This is a genomic window from Novosphingobium sp. PC22D, assembly GCF_002556635.1.
In the GTDB taxonomy this organism is placed as follows: domain Bacteria; phylum Pseudomonadota; class Alphaproteobacteria; order Sphingomonadales; family Sphingomonadaceae; genus Novosphingobium.
Genome location: NZ_MWMO01000006.1, coordinates 183,628 through 202,538, shown reverse-complemented (window position 1 = coordinate 202,538; position 18,911 = coordinate 183,628). Strand labels below are relative to the sequence as shown.

Here is an 18,911-nt window from a genome sequence, read left to right as displayed (position 1 = left end):
ACCGCTGCTGAAAGCAGGCCCCCTCCCCGGCATCAAACCAGCGAGACAAAGGGTCACGACTGCCCCACGCCCCCCTGGCCCCGATCGTAACCCGCAGGGCCGGCATCCATGCCGGCGAGCTTGGGCGGGCGGCGGCGCGCCAGCGTCGACGCGCGCCCTAGCGAGTAGAGCGGGTCGCCCCAAGCCCGCGCGGGGCGCGGGCTTGGGGTGCCCCTCCCCCTGCCCTGTCTTGATCCACATCCACGACATCAGCAGCCAGACCACAATATCTCCCGCTTCGCATTCCGCTCCTGCGGAGCCGCTGCACCGCAGGAGCCCCAGGAAGTGCCCCCGCGTCAGGCTCGACGCCCTGGCGGGCAAGGGATAGATTGCTGCAGACTGGGAAGTACCCCGGTGGCGATTCCCCGCATTGGGGCCCGACTGGAGTGAAACTGATGGCAAGCGATCCTTCCATGCCCAGCGCTCTTCAGGTCGCCGAGGCCGTAGCCAGGGTGCTCGGCGCAAAGCTCGTCGATCTATCGGCGGAGCGCATTGAACTGGACCGCGACGAAGCTGCGCTGTGTTTGGGGCTCGCCGAAGGCGTGATCGACAGCCTCAAGGCCGAAGGCGGTGACGCGGACAACGCGTGAACCGGCAGTCACCGAATCCCTCAATGGCACTGCCGCAGGCGCGGTTCACCGGGCTTGCCGGCAGGCCAGGGCGGGCATAGACTGAACCCTGCGGGTCCATGCGGGGCCTCGCATAACCGACAAAGGAGATGCGCGAGAGGTCGAACGGGCAGCGTCGATCGCGAGGAATTGGAGACACCACCCATGATCCAGCGATACCGTGTGCTCGGGCAAGTCATTCCCGAGGGAGAACGCCTGCAGCCCCTTCTGGCCGAAGCCTACGCACGCAAGATGCCGGTCCTGTGCGAATGCCGGCCGGGATGCGAACTGCCGCTCTACATAGCCCATCGCAATGACCGCTACGTGCTCGCGCGCTGGCCGGGCTCGGGCGCGCGCCATGCAACGGCCTGCGATCACTACGAGGCCCCCGATCACCTCACCGGCATGGGCCAGGTGCGCGGAAGCGCCGTGATCGACGACGAGAAGAGCGGCGAGACCAGCCTCAAGCTTGGGTTCCCGCTCTCGCGCGGTGCGGCACGGCTTGCGCCCGCTGCGCTCACCAACGACAAGCCGACGGTCAAATCGACCGGGCAGAAGCTCACCATGCGCGGGCTGCTGCATGTGCTGTGGGACCGCGCTGAGCTCACCCACTGGCATCCGAAGATGGCGGGCAAGCGTAGCTGGTTCGTCGTGCGCCGCGCGCTTGTCGAAGCCGCCACCGGCTGCAAGACGAAGCAGGAGGCGCTGCCCCATATGCTGTTCGTCCCTGAGACCTTCCGGCTCGAGGACAAGGAGGACATCCGCGCCCGCCGCCGCGCGGCGCTCGAGCGGGTCTACCGCTCACCCGACGAAATGATGGTGGTGATCGGCGAGATCAAGGAGATCGTGCCCGCCCATGGCGCCGAGCGCATCGTGCTGCGCCACGTGGGCGACATGCCCTTCGTAATGAACCCGGACATGGCCCGGCGGTTCCACAAGCGGTTCGCGGGCGAACTGGCGCTGTGGCAGGCACAGGACCGCGCCAGAGGCAGCGATGGCCATCTCGTCATTGCAGGCTCGTTCGCGCGCCGCCGACAGGGCACTTTCGATCTGGTCGAGGTCGCACTGATGCCGGTGACCGGCGAATGGATGCCCTACGAGACCAGCGACGAGCGCTACCTCATTGCCCGCGCGGTCACCGACAAGCGCCGGTTCGTGAAGGGCCTGCGCGTCAATCTCGATGCCGAGGCGCCAATCGCGAGCCTGGTGCTCAAGGACACCGGCGAGCAGGCCACCGCGATCCATATCCATGACCGCGACACCGAGGCCGGCGAACCGCTCGAGGCGCTGCTCGCGAGTGAGGGTGTGGCCCATGTGTTCTGGAAGGAAGGCGAAGCCCTGCCCCAACGCGTCGCCCGGCCACGCCGGGAGCCAGCGCCAAGGCGGGAGCAGGCGCTCGCCTGAGGCGCAATCAGTCGGGCTTGCCGCCCGGTCCGCGGCGCGGATGGAGGTCGAAACGGCGTCCGCCTGGCGGAGCGGCCCGAAGGGCGGCGAGCCGCGCTTCGACCCGGGCGGGATCGACGAGAACCTCGATGCGGTCGAGACTGACGATGGTCCAGACCGCCTCGTCGGGATGTCCATCCATATGGACCGACCATGCCAGCGGCAGCTTGTCGGGATAGAGCCAGAGCAGCAGCACCGGCAATGCCGCAAGGTTTGGCGCACCCTCCTCGTCGGCGATGACAAGCTGGCCTGCGGCATGATCGTAGCGGGCATTGAGCCCGAGCGGCAGCGGGTGGCCGACGATCCCGAGGATCGTGTCGCGCGCCTGAGGGCCGAACAGACCGTCGAGCTCGGGATCCGGCTGCGCTGCGGGGTCGGTGGCAAGGTCATGGAGGAAGACGAGCACGGCGACGAAGCGTGCGGCTTCCTCGCGGGTGCAGGCAAGCTCGAGCGTGAGCCGGACAGGAGGCATGGCAATGTCCTCGTGGCAAAGCCGGACGGCCCCCTGCTCCGCAGCAGGAAGTGCGAGGATCAAGGGAGCCAGCGGTCCGGATGGGAGGAAATGCGGCGGCGTGGCGGTGCCAGCCGCGAGCGGTCAGCAGCGCGTGCCGGTCAGGCGATGACCAGCGGCGGGACCGTGATCTCGGCGCGCGCCATCGCGCGCTTCAGCTCGCGCAGCCGCGTAAAGCTCCTGATCCAGGACGGCGGGAAGAGGAGGTATTCATCCTCGCTTGCCGTGTAATCGCGCATGGGTCCCGATCCGTCGAAGACGACAATCTCGGGCAGGAATGCGCCCAAACATCCTCCTGACCAGCGACGGAACACGAGGCCGTGCCGAATGCAGAAATCGTCAATGTCAGGAATCAGCCCGCCGTTGAGCTCGGTGCCATAAAGCTCGAGCGGTTCACCCGCGCCGATCGCCGCCGGATCGAACGGCTCGCCGTCCCATTCGACCCGCAGGTCGTAGCTGTCGGCAATGCCTGCGAATTCGGCAAGGGCCTCGCGCGGCATCGTGCCACCGATGGTGATGTGAACTGGGGCTCTGTCGCCCATGGCCGGGTCCTTTCACGTTCGGTTGATCCGACCGAGAAGACCCCCCTCCCCCTCCTTGTCCGGTTCAGGGAGGGGATGGCCGATGGCTAGCCTCTCCGGCATGCGGCGCCAGCCGCAGGACACGGCGCCCCGAAAGGTCAGTGCTGCGTGATGGGGTTCAGATGCACATCGGTGTCGAGCTTCAAGGCGTCGGGCCAGACTGCGGTCTTGAAGAAGTGCTCCTCGCGCTCAAACCCCTCGCCTGAGCGAACCTCTTCGAGCAGGCCCATCCAGCACAACGGGCGCAGCACGTGGATGAACAAGGCGGCCCTTGTGCGGACCGCGTCATGCAGGCCATCGGACTTGTCGGGCCCATAGAGCACCTCGCACAACCGATCCTTGTTCAATCCGCCCTGCGCCTCGACGTTGATGACATTGAGGAAGATGTCCCAGTTACCAAAGGGCCGGTCGCCGAAACGGGTGTAGCCGGTGTGATCGGTGGCGAAGAGCAATTGCGGGGCGGGCAGTGTCCACAATGCGGAAGTGTCTAAGCGCAATTGTCGCGCAAGCCGGGTCATGTGCAAAGCGCCCTGTCTGTGCCGCGCGAGCCTGGTGCTCAGCAACAGCTCGTGCATGATCGCCAGCGGCGGGAAGTCGTCTTCGTTGAGGACCTTGTTGACGGCGTAGAGGTCTTCGGTCGTGTACCCCGGCCATGCGAACGTCTCCGCCGCCCATTCGACGAAATAGCGCTTGAAGGCGCGCGATGGCGTCAAGCCGATCGGGCCGCTTGCTTCGATGTAGTCGAGGGTCAGGCACACCGCCCTCAACATCGGCGACAGGCGCTTCAAGGCCGCGGGATCAGATGGCTTGTGAAGGGGAGTCATCCGGGGAGTTATCAGGTAATTCAGCGGAATTTGGAATGGAAGGTTACGCCAACATTGTAGCCATTGACTGCCCGGGATCAATCTGTCGGAAGCGGTCGTAGGTTCAGCCTTTGCGAATGGCCGAGATCGGGTCGAATGCGAGTCATCAATCTGATTCGACTCCGAACCTGGAGAAATTGCTAGAGCCCTCTATAAGAACAGTTGGGGTACGGTCATCCCACAACTCTTCAGCCAAGATGGCTGCTCTTTATAGCGTTGCGCGCAACGGTCCGCTAGAAAGCCGCTCCACGGCGGCGCTAACGATCCGCGCGGCCTGCACCGCTTCATCGGCAGTGGTCGAGCGACCGAGGCTGAATCGGATCGAGCAGTCGGCTTCCTCGCTCGTGAGGCCGATTGCCCGGAGCACATGTGACGGCTCAGGGATTCCCGAGGCACAGGCCGATCCGGAAGAGGCGGCGAGCGTCGGCTGCAACGCCGCCAGAAGGTCGGCCGCTGTAACGGAGCGCAACAGCAGGTTGGCATTGCCGGGATGGCGAAGGCGAGTGTCGGGGCCGTTCGACACGGCCTCGCACCCCTCGGCGAGCAGCGTCTCGACGAACAAGTCGCGACAGGCGCGAACCCGATCCCTTTCCTCGCGCGCAGAAGTGCCGGACAGGAGTTCGGCGGCAGCGCCGAACCCCACGCACAGCGGAAGCGGGAGCGTGCCCGATCTCAGGCCATTTTGCTGACCGCCGCCATGAATGAGCGGAGTGAGACAAGGTTGAACGCCTCTGTGGACGACGAGCGCGCCGATACCACCCGGGCCATATATCTTGTGCGAGGAGAGCGAAATCAGATCTGCGTGATGCGCCAGGTCGCCGATGTCGATCGCGCACGGCGCTTGTGCGGCATCGCAATGAACCAAGGCGCCGGCCGCGCGTGCCAACGCCCCGATCCGATCCACGGCTTGGATCGTGCCGATCTCGTTGTTCACAGCCATGATCGAGACAAGCAGGACGTCCCCGTCCAGTTGCGCCGCAAGCGCGGCCTCATCGACACGGCCTTGCCGATCGACCTCGATGACGGCGACCTCCAAGCCGTGCCGCTGCGCCAGAACTCGTCCCGCCGCGAGGACGCTCTTATGCTCGATGGCGCTCAGTAGGACCCGGTGGCGGCCGCTGCGTTCGGCGTAGTCGGCGAGGCCGAGGAGCGCGAGATTGTTGGCTTCCGTCGCGCCGGAGGTGAAGATCACTTCGTCCGGATCGGCGCCGACGAGCGAGGCCACTTGCCGCGCCGCCGCTGCGATCGCCTCGGTGGCGCGCCAACCGATGACATGCTCGGATGCGTGCGGATTGCCGAAAGCATTGGTGAACGCAGCCGCCATTTTGACGAAAACCCGCGGATCGACCGGGGTCGTCGCCTGATGATCCAGATAGATAGTTTCGCCAACTTTCATAATATTTCAATACCTTAGCGTTTACACCCGATGCCGAAGGGCCGCGTCGCGCACAAGCCATCGTCTGGATGATGGCTCCAGCAGCAATTGACGCTACCACAAATATTGCGCTATCGTCACCTGGATGATCAATCCAGGCGGGGGCAATGGCAAGAGGGCCGCTATATCAGGACAGCTATACGCCGCAACTTTCGGGGCATGAGACCTTTCCGCTCCGGTACGGTTGGCTGAAGAAGGCCTATGACGCCGTCGCCGCCGCGGGCGGCGAGGCTGAGATTCGCAATGTCTTCGGGGACGATGCCATCGCCCGCTTCGGCGTCGGCAAGAACATGGTCGCTTCGATCCGGCATTGGGCGCAAGTCGCGGGAATATTGGTAGAATCGGCGGCCGCGAAAGCGGTGCGCGCCACGGCCCTCGGAGACCGCCTGTTCGGAATGCAAGGGCTTGATCCCTATATGGAAGACCCCGCGACGCTGTGGTTGATCCATTGGCAGCTCGCGGCGCAACCGACCAAGACGACCTGGTTCTGGGCGTTTAATCACTATCCGGGCGTCACGTTCGAGCGCGAGCAGCTCGTCAAAGGTGTCGAGCGGCTTGCGAAGGACCGGCAATGGGCGCGCGTCGCTGTCGCCACGGTCAAGAACGACGTGGCCTGTTTCATCCGGACCTACGTGGCGCAGCAACCGAGCACGCGCTCGGGCAATGACGATGCGCTGGAATGTCCGCTTTCCGAGCTCGGGCTGATACGCGCGCTCGGCAAACGGGACGGCTTTCGCTTTGTGCGTGGTGCCAAATCGTCGCTCGGCGACGGCGTGTTCGCTTATGCCCTTCTGGATTTCTGGTCGCGCCATACGACGGCTGCGACCCTTTCGCTCGAGGCAATCACGCACGAGCCCGGCAGTCCTGGGCGCGTCTTCCTGCTCGACGAGAACGACGTGGCCGACCGCCTGGCCGAACTCGCCGAGGTCACTGGCGGCAATTTCCGGTGGTCGGAGACCGCCGGACTGAAGCAGGTGGTCCGCGATCGGGAAATCGCACCGGAACTTGCACTCGCCTTCGCCGAGGCCGACTTCAGCGCGTCCCGCCGGAAGGAGGCGGCGTGATGTCGCTGCTCGAGCGCGTCAGGATCGGCCGGCGCTATCTGCGCTCGATCCGGATCGACACCGATCTTACCGATCCAAAGGCGCTGGAAGGTTTCATTTGCCCCCAAACATCGGCCGATGTGCTGATGACGATGGCCCGGCATGTCGCCGAGACTGGCCAGGGCGCGTTCACCTGGACAGGGCCCTACGGCAGCGGAAAATCCAGTCTCGTTGTGGCGTTGAGCGCCCTGCTCAATGGCAACGCGGCGCGGCGGCGCCAAGCCTCCTCGATTTTCAGCGGCGATGTCGCCGACAAGGTTCGTGCCGCGCTGCCGCCGGGGGCCAACGGGTGGCGCATTGTGCCTGTCGTTGGTCGGCGCGACGATCCCGTCGTCGTGATCGGTGAGGCGCTTCATGCCGCGGGTCTGGTCGCGCGTCAGCCAAGAGGAGGGTGGCGCGAGGGCGACGTCGTGCGTGCGCTGAAGGAGGCGGCCGCCGATCGCCGTGAGAAGCATGGCGGCGTGATCCTGTTCATCGACGAGATGGGCAAATTTCTCGAAGCAGCCGCCCAAGACGGCGCCGACCTCTATGTCTTCCAGCAACTCGCCGAGCTGGCGTCGCGCAGCGAGCGCCGCCTGCTCGTCGTCGGTATCCTGCACCAGGCCTTCGAGGAATATGCCAACCGGCTCTCGCAAGAGGGACGCGACGAATGGGCGAAGATCCAGGGCCGTTTCGTCGATCTCGCGATCAACACCGCCGGCGAGGAGCAGATTGATCTGATCTCGCGCGCGGTCGAGACCGATCGGGAGGCCTCGGAACCGGGCGCGTTTGCCACGACGGTCGCGGCCATGCTGCATCGGTCCCGCGCCGCTGATGCCGCGTCCCTGGCGCAGATGCTAGAAGGATGCTGGCCGCTCCATCCGGTCGTGGCCTGCTTGCTCGGTCCGATTTCACGCCGCCGCTTCGGCCAGAATCAGCGGAGCATCTTCGGTTTCCTCAATTCCGCCGAGCCGCACGGCTTTCAGGATTTCCTGAAAGGCGCAGAGGTAGGCGATCTCTACGAGCCGGCGCGGCTATGGGACTATCTCAGGGCCAATCTCGAACCCTCGATCCTGGCATCGCCCGATGGCCATCGCTGGGCGCTCGCCGCCGAGGCGCTCGAACGCTGCGAAGCGATCGGCGGCAGCGAACTGCATATCCGGCTGCTGAAAACGATCGCCGTCGTCGATCTGTTCAAAGAGCGGTCGGCCCTCGTGCCGAGCTTCGAGCTGCTTCGTACCTGCTTTGCTGACCTCGCCGAGCCGGTGCTGCGCACGGCGCTTGGTGAGCTCGAGCGCTGGTCGTTCACGATCTTCCGGAAATTCGTCGACGCGCACGCGATATTCGCCGGAAGCGATTTCGACGTCGACCAGGCCGTGCGCGCGGCGATGGAGGAAGAGCCCGAACTCGATTTTGCCGTTCTACGCGCGCTGGCCGGTCTGCAACCAGTGCTCGCCAAGAAGCACTATCACGAGACCGGCACGATGCGCTGGTTCGATCTGACGATCGCGCCCGTCAGCCAGCTCGTCGATCTCGCCTCCGCCTATCAGCCGGGTCCGGGAACGATCGGCAAGTTCGTTCTCGCCATCCCGACCGAGGGCGAGAACGAGGACTATGTCGCTGAGGGGTGCCGCGAAGCCGCGCGCCAGCGCGACGATTGCGACATCATCGCCGGGCTTTCGAAGCGGGCGTGGGCGGTTGTCACCTTGGCGCGCGAGCTGCTCGCTCTGGAGACGGTCCGCAGCACGCGGGCAGAGCTCGCCGGCGACTCCGTGGCCCGGCGCGAAGTGAATGCCCGCCTCACCGTGTTGCAAGGCCAGCTTGAGAATGAGCTGCACAATGCGTTCGACAGCGCGCTTTGGTATCGCAAGCATCACCAGCCCAAGTCGCTGCGTCAGCCGGATCTCAACGGGCTCGCCTCCGAGCTTGCCGATCGCCGCTTTTCGGAATGTCCGATCCTGCACAGCGAGCTGCTTAACCGGCACAAGCCTTCGGGAAGCGCGATTGCGGCCCAGAACATCCTCTTGCGTCGGATGGTCCTGAACGAAGGCGAGCCGCGTCTCGGCATCGTCGACTTCCCGGCCGAAGGCGGACTGTTGGCCTCACTGCTCGAAGGCACTGGTCTGTACCGGAGGGAATCCGACGTTTGGGCCTTCCACGCACCAGACGACGACCCGAGCCGGCTTGCGCCGATGTGGAAGGCGGCGATGCAGCGGATCAAGCGGCAGCGCAAGCGCCCGATCTCGATGGTCGAGGTCTATGACGTCTGGCGCGCGCCGCCCTATGGGGTGAAGGACGGGCTCATGCCCATCCTGGGCGTCGCTTTCGTCCTTTCTCAGCGCGAGAGCCTCGCCATCTACCGCGAGGGCGTGTTCTGCGCGCGCTTCGACGATGTCGATGTCGAGTATCTGGCCAAGGATGCCGCGACGATCCAGCTACGCTGGATGGATCTATCAGCCGTGTCGCGGCGGCTGCTGTCGGGCATGGCCGACGTGGTCCGCGCGCTCGACGAGGGCAATACGCTCGCCCATCTGCAACCGATCGACGTTGGACGCGGCCTCATCGGGATCTACGAAAAGCTGCCAGCCTGGACCAAGCGGACCGGGCGCTTGTCGGCCAATGCGATCAGGGTGCGCGATCTGTTCAAGCGCGCGCACGATCCCAACCAGTTCCTGTTCGACGATATTCCGGCGCTGGTCTCGGCGGACGGCAATGAATTGGTCGAAAAAGAGCTCGGCCCGATCGTCAACGGCTTGCGCGAGGGGCTGGAGGAGCTCGTCGGCGCCTATCCGTCCTTGATGCGCCGGTTGGCCGACATGATGCTCGCCGAACTTCAGGTTCCCAACACCTCGCCCCAAGCGCTCGCCGAGCTTCGGGACCGGGCGGAGAACATCCGGCAGGTCGCGGGGGACTTTCATGTCGAGGCGTTCGTCGGCCGGCTGTCGCAGTTCGACGGCCGTGACGAAGCGTTCGAGGCGATCGCCAGCCTCGCGGCAAGCAAGCCGCCACGCGACTGGGTCGATCCAGATCTGGATCGGGCCGCGGTCGAATTGGCCGACCTGGCGCAGCGCTTCCTGCGGTGCGAGACCTTCGCGCGCGTCAAGGGACGGCCCGAGAAACGGCACGCGATGGCGATCGTCATCGGCGTGAATGGGCGACCTGCCCCGCTCCTGGAGGAATTTCAGATTGCGGACGGCGACCGGGCGCAGGTGGATGCCATTATCCATCAAGTCGAAGTGGCGCTCGACGACGCTGACGAGAAGCGGCGCAATGTCATTCTGGCCGCGCTCGCGGAGCTCTCGGCGCGATACATGAGCGGCGAGACCGAGCAGCGACAGCCCGCCCGGGCTCTGGGAGGCGGCTGATGTGCGATACGGACGCCAAGAAGGCGGCGATCTGCTATTCGGAAAACTTCCAGCAGTTTCGCGCGCTCAACACGCAGATGAACCAGATCCCGGCGCTCGCCATGACGCTGACCGGCGGCCTCTGGTTCGGCGCTGGCGTTAGCGAGAATCTCGATACCGAGATTCGCTTCGCGCTGCTGATGCTCGCCGGGCTGAGCAATATGGCCCTGACCCTGGTCGTTGTGCGCATCCGCGACGTGCTCCAGAGCTATCTCGACCAGATCGAGGCGTTTCATCCGCCGAGCTTTGCCGGCGGCACGCCCAAGACGCCCCGCGCGCCGTGGCTCGGCAGCTACAGCATGATCACGATCTTCTGCGCGCTGATGCTGCTGGCCGCGGCATTCTCGTTCTTCGGGGCATTCTGGAAATATTGGCCGCTCGCTCTGTCGAGATGGTGGGGCGTGGCGGGTTTCGCCGCGTTGCTGCTCGGTCTCTATGTGATCATTTTCAGCCGGGCGCGCCGAAACGCAGGAGGATCGAGTGCCTAGTCGCGCGGCAGCGTTCCGGCACGAGGGCGACGGCACGATCGCCTACTATGATCGCACGGCCGAAGCCTACGCAAAGGCAACGCTCGATGTCGACATGGCGCCGATCTACCGGCGCTTCCTCGCCCATGTTCCGCCTGCCGGCGAGATATTGGACGCCGGCTCGGGCTCAGGACGCGATACGCTGGCCTTCCTCGATCTCGGCTATCGGGTGCAGGCGTTCGATGCCTCTGCCGAGCTTTGCGCGCTTTCGAGCGCGCTGACCGGCGTAGCGACCCGCCATCTTCGTTTCCAGGATCTGGACGACGAGAATGCGTTCGATGGCGTTTGGGCATGCGCATCGCTGCTCCATGTCGCCGAGGTAGAGCTCGACGATGCGATCGACCGCTTGATCAGGGCGCTACGCCCGGGCGGCGCGCTCTATATGTCGTTCAAGCTCGGGCGGGGCGAGCGCGTCACCGATGATGGCCGGATGTTCACCGATATGGACGAGCCGCGGCTGCGGGCGATTTTCCGCGAGTTGCCACAGGCCCGTCTCGACGATGTCTGGATCTCGGGCGGCGAGGGAACCTTGAAAGGACGCGCGGACTGGCTGAACGCCATCGCGATCAAGTGGGAAGGCGACGGCGGGTTGTGAGCGGGGAGGTAAAGCACGTTCTGGGGCTTTCCGGCGGCAGGGACAGCGCTGCCCTTGCTGTCTATATGCGCCAGCACCATCCCGAGCTCGAAATCGAGTATTTCTTTACCGATACGGGCAAGGAGCTCCCTGAGGTCTATGAATATCTCGGCCGGCTCGAAGGCTTTCTCGGCAAGGCCATCCTGCGGCTCAACCCCGACCGCGACTTCGACTTCTGGCTCAAGCAGTACAATGATTTCCTGCCGTCGCCGCAGACCCGCTGGTGTACCCGGCAGCTCAAGCTTCGCCCCTTCGAGCGCTGGCTGAAGCCCATGCTCGAGGAGGGGCAAACGATCTACAGCTATGTCGCGATCCGCTCGGACGAGGAATATCGCGAGGGCTATAGCTCGAAACATGAGCGCCTGCTGGTCCGGCTCCCGTTCCGGGAGGCCGGTATCGACAAGGCCGGCGTGCTGGAGCTGCTCGAGGCCGCGGGACTGGGACTGCCCAAATATTACGAATGGCGCACGCGCAGCGGGTGCTCCTTCTGCTTCTATCAGCAGAAGATCGAATGGGTGCGGCTGATGGAACAGCACCCCGACCGCTTCGAGGAAGCCAAAGCTTATGAGAAGAACGCCATCGAGCATGGATCGCCTTTCACCTGGAGTCATGGCGAATCGCTCGATGAGTTGCAGCGACCCGAGCGTATCGAGGAGATCAGGCGAGACCATGCGGCGCGCATTGCCCGGCAGCGCGCGAAGCTGAGGCCGAACCCCTTGCGGCCCGACTATGAGCCGATCGACATCGACGATCTCTACGGGCAGGCGAAAGTCTGTGTGGCCTGCCACAAATGAGCGGGGCCGCGGCCATGAGCGGCATGGCGGCAACGCGATTGCGCGACGCTCTTGAGCCGGCACGGCCGCTCTATGTCCAGCCTGCCGACCCGATGGCGAGCGAAGTCCTGATGCCCGCCCTTCGGGCGACGCGGTCGCTGGATATGATGATGGGCTATTTCGCCAGCGCGTCCTTCGCCGAGATTGCGCCTGGGCTTGCCGTGTTCCTACGCAACGAGACCGCGCCCTTGCGCCTCATCGTCAGTCCGTTCCTGACAGCTGGCGACTTCGATACGCTGACGCAGGACCAGGAAGCGCTGGCGGCATTTGCGCAACGGATCCTGGTCGACGAGGTGCCCGACGAGAATCTGTTGGTCCGGCACACGCTCGAATGCCTCGCTTGGTTGATCTCGCAGGAGCGCCTAGTGCTGCAGATCGCAGTGATGCGCGATGCGCTGTTTCATCCGAAGGTCTGGCTGTTCCAGGATGGCGACGATCGCGCTGCGCTGCACGGTTCGACCAATCTCACGGGACGTGCGCTCACCAAGAATAAGGAGCAATTGACGCTCAGCCGTGACTGGAAGGGTGAGGAACCGCGATTTCATGTCGACCGCTTGCGGCAGGAATTCGATGAGATGTGGGCCGGCGGCGACGCCGATTGTCTGGTGCTCTCGCTGCCCGACGCCGTGCAGCGCAAGATCGTCAAGAACTACAAGACCGAGACGATGCCCGACGAGCTGGAACTCTCGCATCTCTGGCGCAAGGCGCAGGGCATCGAAAAGCCTGTGGACCTCGACCAGCCCGTCAAGGGCAACGCGCTCTCGATCCCGTCCTATCTCAACTATGAGACGGGCGATTTCGCGCACCAAGGCGCGGCCGTCAAAGCCTGGGAGGGCGCCGGTCGCCGCGGCATCCTCGAAATGGCAACGGGCGCAGGCAAGACCATCACATCGATGATTTGCGCCTCGCGGCTTCAGGACGAGGTCGGGAAGCTGCTCGTCGTCGTTTCCGCCCCTTATCGGCCGCTCATCGAACAATGGTGCGGCGAGATTCGGGAATTCGGGGTTGAACCGATCAACCTCCCGGCGGCGGGTGGACCGCTCGCGCGCGATCGCGAGATCAAGCAGGCCGGTCGGCGGCTGCGCCGTGGCGGCTCATGCGCGGAAATCCTGGTGGTCAGCAACGATACGCTTTGCACCGAGGAGTTCATCGCGGCGATCTCGGGGCTGTCCGTGCCCAAGCTGTTCATCGCCGACGAGTGCCACAATCTCGGGGCCGAATCCTTCACCCAAAACCCGCCGGAATGCTTCGACTATCGCCTCGGCCTCTCGGCGACGCCGGTGCGGCAGTATGACGACGAAGGCACGGCCGCGCTCATCGCGTATTTTGGGGAGATTTGCTACGCATTCACGCTGGAGCAGGCGATCGGCAAATGCCTGACCGAATATGACTACCATGTCCATTTCGTCGAGCTGACCGACGCCGAGATGGCGGAATGGTACGATCTGACGGCGAAGATTTCCGCGCAGGCCTGGAAGATCAAGAGAGGGGAGAGCGACCCCTATTTGGATAATCTGCTCCGGCAGCGGCGCCTGATCCTCGAGACCGCGGATGACAAGATCGACCTTCTCGCCCGTCTGCTCGACGCCGAGGTGCCTCGTTCGTTGCAGTACACGCTGATCTACGCGACGGATAAGCAGCCGGCGCAGCTCGGGGCCGTGAATGCGCTGCTCGAGAAGCGCGGCGTGCTGTTCCACCAATTGACGCAGGAGGAGACGCAGAGTCGTGAGAAGACGGCGCGAATCCTTGCCGATTTTCAGGAAGGAACGACACAAGTCCTGACTGCCAAGCGCGTTCTCGACGAAGGCGTTAATATACCTCAAATCAAATTGGCCTATATCTTGGCCAGTACTACAGTGAAACGGCAATGGGTGCAGAGACGGGGGCGCTTGCTCAGGACCTGTAAGGCGATCGGCAAGACTCACGCCGTCATCCACGATTTTGTTGTCCTTCCCCCGGGAATGGCGACGACATCGGACGGAGAGTCGCTTGATCAGGACGCGAGGAAGCTAGTACGCTCCGAGCTCGAGCGGGTTTGGGAGTTTGCGCGCCTTAGCCGAAACGGGCCGGCCACCGACGGTCCTTATGAGGCGGTAGAGCATCTCCAGGCCATCGCTAACGTATGGGGGGTCGAAGATGGCCTATAATGACAAGAAGATCTTGGAGGTCTTGCTCGGCGAGCTGAAAGCCGTGCCTGATCGCTGCGACGGCTACCAGGACGAGTTGGCCGAACTGCTCGGAGACGTTCTCCAAGCCGAACGGGACCATGCCATCGCGCGCACGAACGTCGTCAAGAAAATTGGCGACCAGGTCAACACCGTGGCCATGTTTCTGCATCGCACACGGGCGAAAGAGGGCGGAGATCAGGCAGAATGAAGCTACTCCGCGTTCGGGTCGAGAATTTCCGGCTCCTCAAGGACATCCAGATCGAATTCGCGGTCGAAACGGAGTCCAATCTCACCGTCATCCGGGCCGCGAACGAAAGCGGCAAGACCACCTTGCTCATGGCGTTGCAATGGGGGCTATTCGGCGATGAAGCGCTCCCAGATCGGGGACGGAACTTCCGGCTCAGCCCGATGGACGCGGCGACGGGCACGCGAACCAGCGTGAATGTGTCGGTCGAAGTCGATTACGAGGTTCCTACGAAGACCGGACCGCGCCGCTACCGCCTGCTGCGCTATGTCACCGAGACAGTGAAAGGCGGCGAATTCGAGCGAGGATCAGCGAACGTCAAGTTGTTCCAGTTGAACGCAACCGGAACGCCGCCGGTCGACAATCCCGAGGCCCATATCCGGCCCCATCTGCCGCGCGAGCTACGCGAGGTCTTCTTCACCGACGGCGATCGCGCGCTCAGCTTCATCGAGGGAAACCGCGGCGATCAGATGAAGCGGGTCGAGGGCGCGATCCGGTCGCTGCTCGGCCTCGGGGTCGTCGAGGAAGCGCTAGCGCATACGCGCAAGGTCAGCGCCGAGCTCAATCAGAAGGTCCGCGCCGACGCCGGCGCGCAACGCGAGCTGAAGACCGTCTCGGAGAAACTCACGGCCTTGCAGGAGCAAACGCCCGAACTCGAACGCCAGCATAAGGAGGCGAAAGAGGCACGCCTCAAATTGGAGGATCTTGCCGAGGCGGGCGGATCGCCGGCTGTCGGACGCGCTGCGCAAGGGCAATCGCGAAGAACTCGAAGCCGAACGGAAAAAGGCTGCGGCGGGCAAGATCGCGGCCGAGAAAGATGCGGGCCAAGCGGCGCGTGATCATGCCAATTTGTTCAAGAGCATTCTGCTAGGAAAGGCGCTCCTCGCCGAGCCGTTCGAGAAGGCGAAGGCGGTGCTCGACAAGCTGCATGAGCAGGGTAAGATTCCCGGTGAGACGATCCCTGTCCTCGATGATCGGCTGAATCAACCCCGCTGTATCTGCGGCGAGAGCCTCGATCCGAACGATCCCGAGGGCCAGCAGCGACGCGCAAACATTCAGAAGCTGATCGACGACAGCCGGGCCTCGGACGCCATCCAGGAAAAGGTGACGGCGCTCTATTATGGCGCACAAGATCTGCTGCGGCCGATCGAGGGCGATGGCTGGTCGGGCGAGTTCAGCGCTGTGTTCGAGCGGCGGCAGCGCGCCAACAAGCGCCACCGTGATCTGGGCGAGCAGGAGGCGGCTATCGATGCCAAGATCGCCGCGCTTCCAGACGTCGATATCCAGCAGCTTAAGGCGACCCGTGATCGTTATCGGGAGCAGGCGAAGGACGCTCACGGCAAGGAAGTCAAATATGACGGCTTCCTCGATACCAATCGCAAGGACATCGAGGCGGCCGAGGAGCTGCGGAAGAAGCTGCTCCAGCATGACGAACGCGGCGCGAAGATCAGCGCCGAACTGGAGGTCGCGCACGACCTGCAACAGATATTGACCAACGCGCTCGAGACGATGAAGACGACCGAGCTGCACAAGGTCGGTGAGCGAATGAACACGCTGTTCCTCGACATGATCGGCGCCGATCCCTCGCAGCGCTCGATCATCGCCCGGGCGGAGATCACGCCGGATTTCCGGATCGTCGTATTCGGTCGCTTCGATAATCCGTTGGACCCGTCCCAGGATCTCAACGGAGCGTCACGGCGTGCCTTGACCATCGCCTTCATTCTGGCGCTGACCAAGGTCAGCGAAGTGGAGGCGCCCAACGTCATCGACACGCCGCTCGGCATGATGAGCGGCTATGTGAAACGCGAGGTGCTGCGCTTAGCGGCTGAGCAGAGCTCGCAGCTCATCCTCTTCCTCACCCATTCGGAGATCACCGGCTGCGAGGACATTCTCGATGAACGCGCCGGACGCATCTACACGCTGACCAATCCGGCGCACTATCCCAAGATCCTCGTCAACGACCCGGGCGTGAACGACATCGGCGTGCTGCTGTGCGACTGCGACCACCGCGATCATTGTGAGCAGTGCGAGCGCCGCGAGGAGCGGCGCGAGTCCGAAGCCGTAGCGGTGGAGGCCTGAAATGAACGCTTTTGCGCCTGTAGACGTCTATCTGCCCGAGAAGTACCAGGACTATTTCCACACTTATTGCCTGACCCGGACGGAAGGTTCCAGGAACAATCCTGAGGACAGCCCCTTCCCGCGCATGGTCGATATGTGGTTCATGGCCCTCTGCCTGGCCGTGAAAGAGAAGATCAAGCCGGACTTTGATCACAAGGGGCCGACTTACAAGGCCATCAATGGTGACGTCTTCGGGAGCGATCTCTGGCGCTCCAACGCACTCATGCTGCTTGCCATCGCCCATACCGATGATGTCCAGGTGACAGATAAGCCGCACGAGATGATGCGCGTGGCCAACGCCTATGCGATCGCCGGCCTGCCGCGCCTGATCACGATCCTGGAAGAACGTGGCGGCGACACCGCCCTCGATTTTCTCTCGGACGTCATAGAGGATATGCTCGATGATTGAGCGCCCTGATTGCCCCTATGCGTTAGCGGGGCTTCCCGGATCGACTGTCCTGCTCGACGAGCGGCAGCGCGACGTCCCATGAAGGTCCAGCAACGGCTCTGGACGATCGAGAAACTCATCGGCCTGAAAGATCGAATAAACCTCAACCCGATTTGGCAGCGCGGTCCTGCGTGGAAGACCTCGCGCCGTGTTCTGCTCATCGATTCCATTCTCCGTGAGATGGATGTTCCCAAGATTTATCTTCGCAAGCTGCCTGCCGGTAGCCTCTACGGTCATGAGGCCGTGGATGGGCAACAGCGGCTGCGCGCAATCTGGGACTTCGCGGCCCCTGCCGACGGTGAAGCCGGATTCGCACTGAGCGGCGCCGGCGCGCTGGAGCCGATCAACGGGCATGTCATCAACGGCAAGACTTTCGCGGAGCTCGATGCCTTCCTCCAGCAGCAGTTTCGCGGCTTCAAAATCGGCGTGGGGGAAATTGTCAGCGCAACCAATGACGAAATTACTACCCTGTTCGCGCGACTGCAGATGGGCATGCCGCTCAATCCTGCGGAGCTGCGCAACGCCGCTCTGGGGCCGATGCGCAACATCATCCAGCTTACCGCGACGTCGCATGAGTTCTTTGGCAACGCTAAAATCAACAACGATCGTTCCAAGTATTTCGACTACGCCGGCCATGCGTTCGCGGTGGCGGCCTGGAACGGATCGCGCGACATCAAGTCGACCGATTTGCGAGCATTGCAGACCGAATATGCTGTAGCGGATATGGAGGACATCCTCGCCTTGTCCTCGAAGGTCGGCGACGCCCTGAATGTCCTGGCTGAGATCGATCAACACACGCGATTCCGCATCACGCGCAAATGGATCTACGTCGACCTGCTTTGGGTAATCATGCAACTCCACGAGCAGGGGAAGTCAATCGACGTGGAGAAGATCACCGCCAAATATAACTATTTCGAAGAGCGGCGCAGAAAATATACCTCCGAACCCGACTTGCTGCTCAACTCGCGGCGGCGGGATGCCGCGCCGAATGACCGCGCGCTCTACGAATATATCTATGCCTTCCGCGCCGACGGCGCGTCCAAGACCAACTTGCAGAAGCGCAACAAGGCGTTGAGAAAGTTCCTCCGGAACGTGGAGGTTGATTGATGTCGTTCGATCCCAGAGATCTGCCGCCAGCGCTGGTCGACGAATATCGGAAGAACCGGTGCGGGCTCCTCGTGGGCGCTGGGGCGTCAGTGGGAGCAAACCTGCCGCAATGGGCGGACCTCTTGCGTGAGATGATCGCCACCGCAAAGTCCAATGTGCCGATCTCCGATGCGAAGGCCGCGGAATATGAAACCCTGATTGACACGGGAAAATATTTGATGGCGGCCTCGGGCCTGAAGGCGGATCTCGGAAGCTTTTTTGGAGACTTCATCCGACGCGTATTCGTGGAGTCGAAACCCGTCCCCACCAAGTTACACGACGCATTTCTCAGGCTCAATCGTCTTCAGTTCGTCCTGACGACCAACTATGATACGCTGTTGGAGCGGGCTTGGCGGACCATTGATGCCGACGTCACGGTCTGCACCTTTCGCGATATTGGCGAGGTTCGGCGAAGCCTGTCCCGACGCGAGTTCTTCATTCTCAAGGCGCATGGCGATGCCACGCGCGCTGGCGATGGCATCATCCTGACAGAACAGGATTACCGGCAGATCCTGTTTAAGGAGCCCGCTTATCAGAACATGCTCGCGACGATGTTCTCCATGTACACGGTGATCTTCGTTGGCGCATCCATGAGCGACCCTGAAATCAATCTAATGCTCAACTATATCGCCGGTACCTTTGCGCCAGACGCGGGGCCGACACACTATGCCCTCCTGACCAAGGAGAAGATCACCGAGGTCGAGAAGGAACGGTGGTTCAAGGATTTCAAGATCCGGGTGATCCCAGTCAGTTCCGCCAGCGAATATGCCGAGATCGAGGAATTTGTGGAACTGCTCGCCGTAGAAGGTGCCGCAGGCGCCGCCTAG

At 63.3% G+C, this 18,911-nt stretch carries 17 protein-coding genes; 13 read left to right on the top strand and 4 right to left on the bottom strand.

From position 1 onward, the window contains the following. Window positions 1-434: 434 nt before the first annotated feature. Window positions 435-629 carry a hypothetical protein gene (locus B2G71_RS11905; protein WP_098105981.1) on the top strand — a complete coding sequence of 65 codons (195 nt, stop codon included), beginning with the start codon at window positions 435-437 and terminating at the stop codon, window positions 627-629. Window positions 630-812: 183 nt separating this feature from the next. Continuing rightward, window positions 813-2,051 carry a DUF1173 domain-containing protein gene (locus B2G71_RS11900; protein WP_098105980.1) on the top strand — a complete coding sequence of 413 codons (1,239 nt, stop codon included), beginning with the start codon at window positions 813-815 and terminating at the stop codon, window positions 2,049-2,051. A 7-nt stretch (window positions 2,052-2,058) separates the two neighbouring features. On the opposite strand, the gene B2G71_RS11895 is transcribed toward B2G71_RS11900, so the two are convergent. The 4 genes from B2G71_RS11895 to B2G71_RS11880 form a co-directional block, all read right to left on the bottom strand. Beyond that, window positions 2,059-2,562, bottom strand: coding sequence for a hypothetical protein (locus B2G71_RS11895; protein ID WP_098105979.1), 504 nt, complete (start codon window positions 2,560-2,562; stop codon window positions 2,059-2,061). A 140-nt stretch (window positions 2,563-2,702) separates the two neighbouring features. Further along, a complete protein-coding gene (locus B2G71_RS11890) occupies window positions 2,703-3,143 on the bottom strand; it encodes a hypothetical protein (RefSeq protein ID WP_098105978.1) in 441 nt (146 codons plus the stop codon). 137 nt (window positions 3,144-3,280) lie between these two features. Further along, complete coding sequence (locus tag B2G71_RS11885; RefSeq protein ID WP_206049385.1) at window positions 3,281-3,970, bottom strand: hypothetical protein; 690 nt, start codon at window positions 3,968-3,970, stop codon at window positions 3,281-3,283. Between the two features lie 283 nt (window positions 3,971-4,253). After that, window positions 4,254-5,441, bottom strand: coding sequence for a cysteine desulfurase family protein (locus B2G71_RS11880; RefSeq protein WP_098105976.1), 1,188 nt, complete (start codon window positions 5,439-5,441; stop codon window positions 4,254-4,256). 146 nt (window positions 5,442-5,587) lie between these two features. On the opposite strand from B2G71_RS11880, the gene B2G71_RS11875 reads away from it, so the two are divergent. The 11 genes from B2G71_RS11875 to B2G71_RS11825 all read left to right on the top strand — a co-directional run bounded on the left by B2G71_RS11875 (window position 5,588) and on the right by B2G71_RS11825 (window position 18,911). Beyond that, window positions 5,588-6,544 (top strand): DUF4007 family protein, encoded by a 957-nt coding sequence (locus B2G71_RS11875; protein ID WP_098105975.1) that lies wholly within the window; start codon window positions 5,588-5,590, stop codon window positions 6,542-6,544. Then, the gene (locus tag B2G71_RS11870) at window positions 6,544-9,927 is read left to right on the top strand and encodes an ATP-binding protein (protein WP_098105974.1); all 3,384 of its coding nucleotides are present in this window, start codon (window positions 6,544-6,546) and stop codon (window positions 9,925-9,927) included. Before B2G71_RS11875 ends, B2G71_RS11870 begins: the two co-directional genes overlap by 1 nt. Further along, window positions 9,927-10,454, top strand: coding sequence for a hypothetical protein (locus tag B2G71_RS11865; RefSeq protein ID WP_098105973.1), 528 nt, complete (start codon window positions 9,927-9,929; stop codon window positions 10,452-10,454). Before B2G71_RS11870 ends, B2G71_RS11865 begins: the two co-directional genes overlap by 1 nt. 94 nt (window positions 10,455-10,548) lie before the next feature. Beyond that, a complete protein-coding gene (locus B2G71_RS11860) occupies window positions 10,549-11,088 on the top strand; it encodes a class I SAM-dependent methyltransferase (protein ID WP_098106012.1) in 540 nt (179 codons plus the stop codon). Beyond that, a complete protein-coding gene (locus B2G71_RS11855; protein ID WP_098105972.1) occupies window positions 11,085-11,921 on the top strand; it encodes a phosphoadenosine phosphosulfate reductase family protein in 837 nt (278 codons plus the stop codon). Before B2G71_RS11860 ends, B2G71_RS11855 begins: the two co-directional genes overlap by 4 nt. A gap of 14 nt (window positions 11,922-11,935) precedes the next feature. Continuing rightward, window positions 11,936-14,107 (top strand): DEAD/DEAH box helicase family protein, encoded by a 2,172-nt coding sequence (locus B2G71_RS11850; RefSeq protein WP_168176348.1) that lies wholly within the window; start codon window positions 11,936-11,938, stop codon window positions 14,105-14,107. Next, window positions 14,097-14,336: a hypothetical protein gene (locus tag B2G71_RS11845; protein ID WP_098105970.1), complete on the top strand. Its 240-nt coding sequence runs from the start codon at window positions 14,097-14,099 to the stop codon at window positions 14,334-14,336. Before B2G71_RS11850 ends, B2G71_RS11845 begins: the two co-directional genes overlap by 11 nt. Then, complete coding sequence (locus B2G71_RS11840; protein WP_098105969.1) at window positions 14,333-15,211, top strand: ATP-binding protein; 879 nt, start codon at window positions 14,333-14,335, stop codon at window positions 15,209-15,211. Before B2G71_RS11845 ends, B2G71_RS11840 begins: the two co-directional genes overlap by 4 nt. Window positions 15,212-16,452: 1,241 nt before the next feature. Further along, a complete protein-coding gene (locus B2G71_RS11835; protein WP_141521561.1) occupies window positions 16,453-16,899 on the top strand; it encodes a hypothetical protein in 447 nt (148 codons plus the stop codon). A 78-nt stretch (window positions 16,900-16,977) separates the two neighbouring features. Beyond that, the gene (locus B2G71_RS11830) at window positions 16,978-18,045 is read left to right on the top strand and encodes a DUF262 domain-containing protein (RefSeq protein ID WP_098105967.1); all 1,068 of its coding nucleotides are present in this window, start codon (window positions 16,978-16,980) and stop codon (window positions 18,043-18,045) included. Further along, window positions 18,045-18,911: an SIR2 family protein gene (locus B2G71_RS11825; protein ID WP_098105966.1), complete on the top strand. Its 867-nt coding sequence runs from the start codon at window positions 18,045-18,047 to the stop codon at window positions 18,909-18,911. Before B2G71_RS11830 ends, B2G71_RS11825 begins: the two co-directional genes overlap by 1 nt.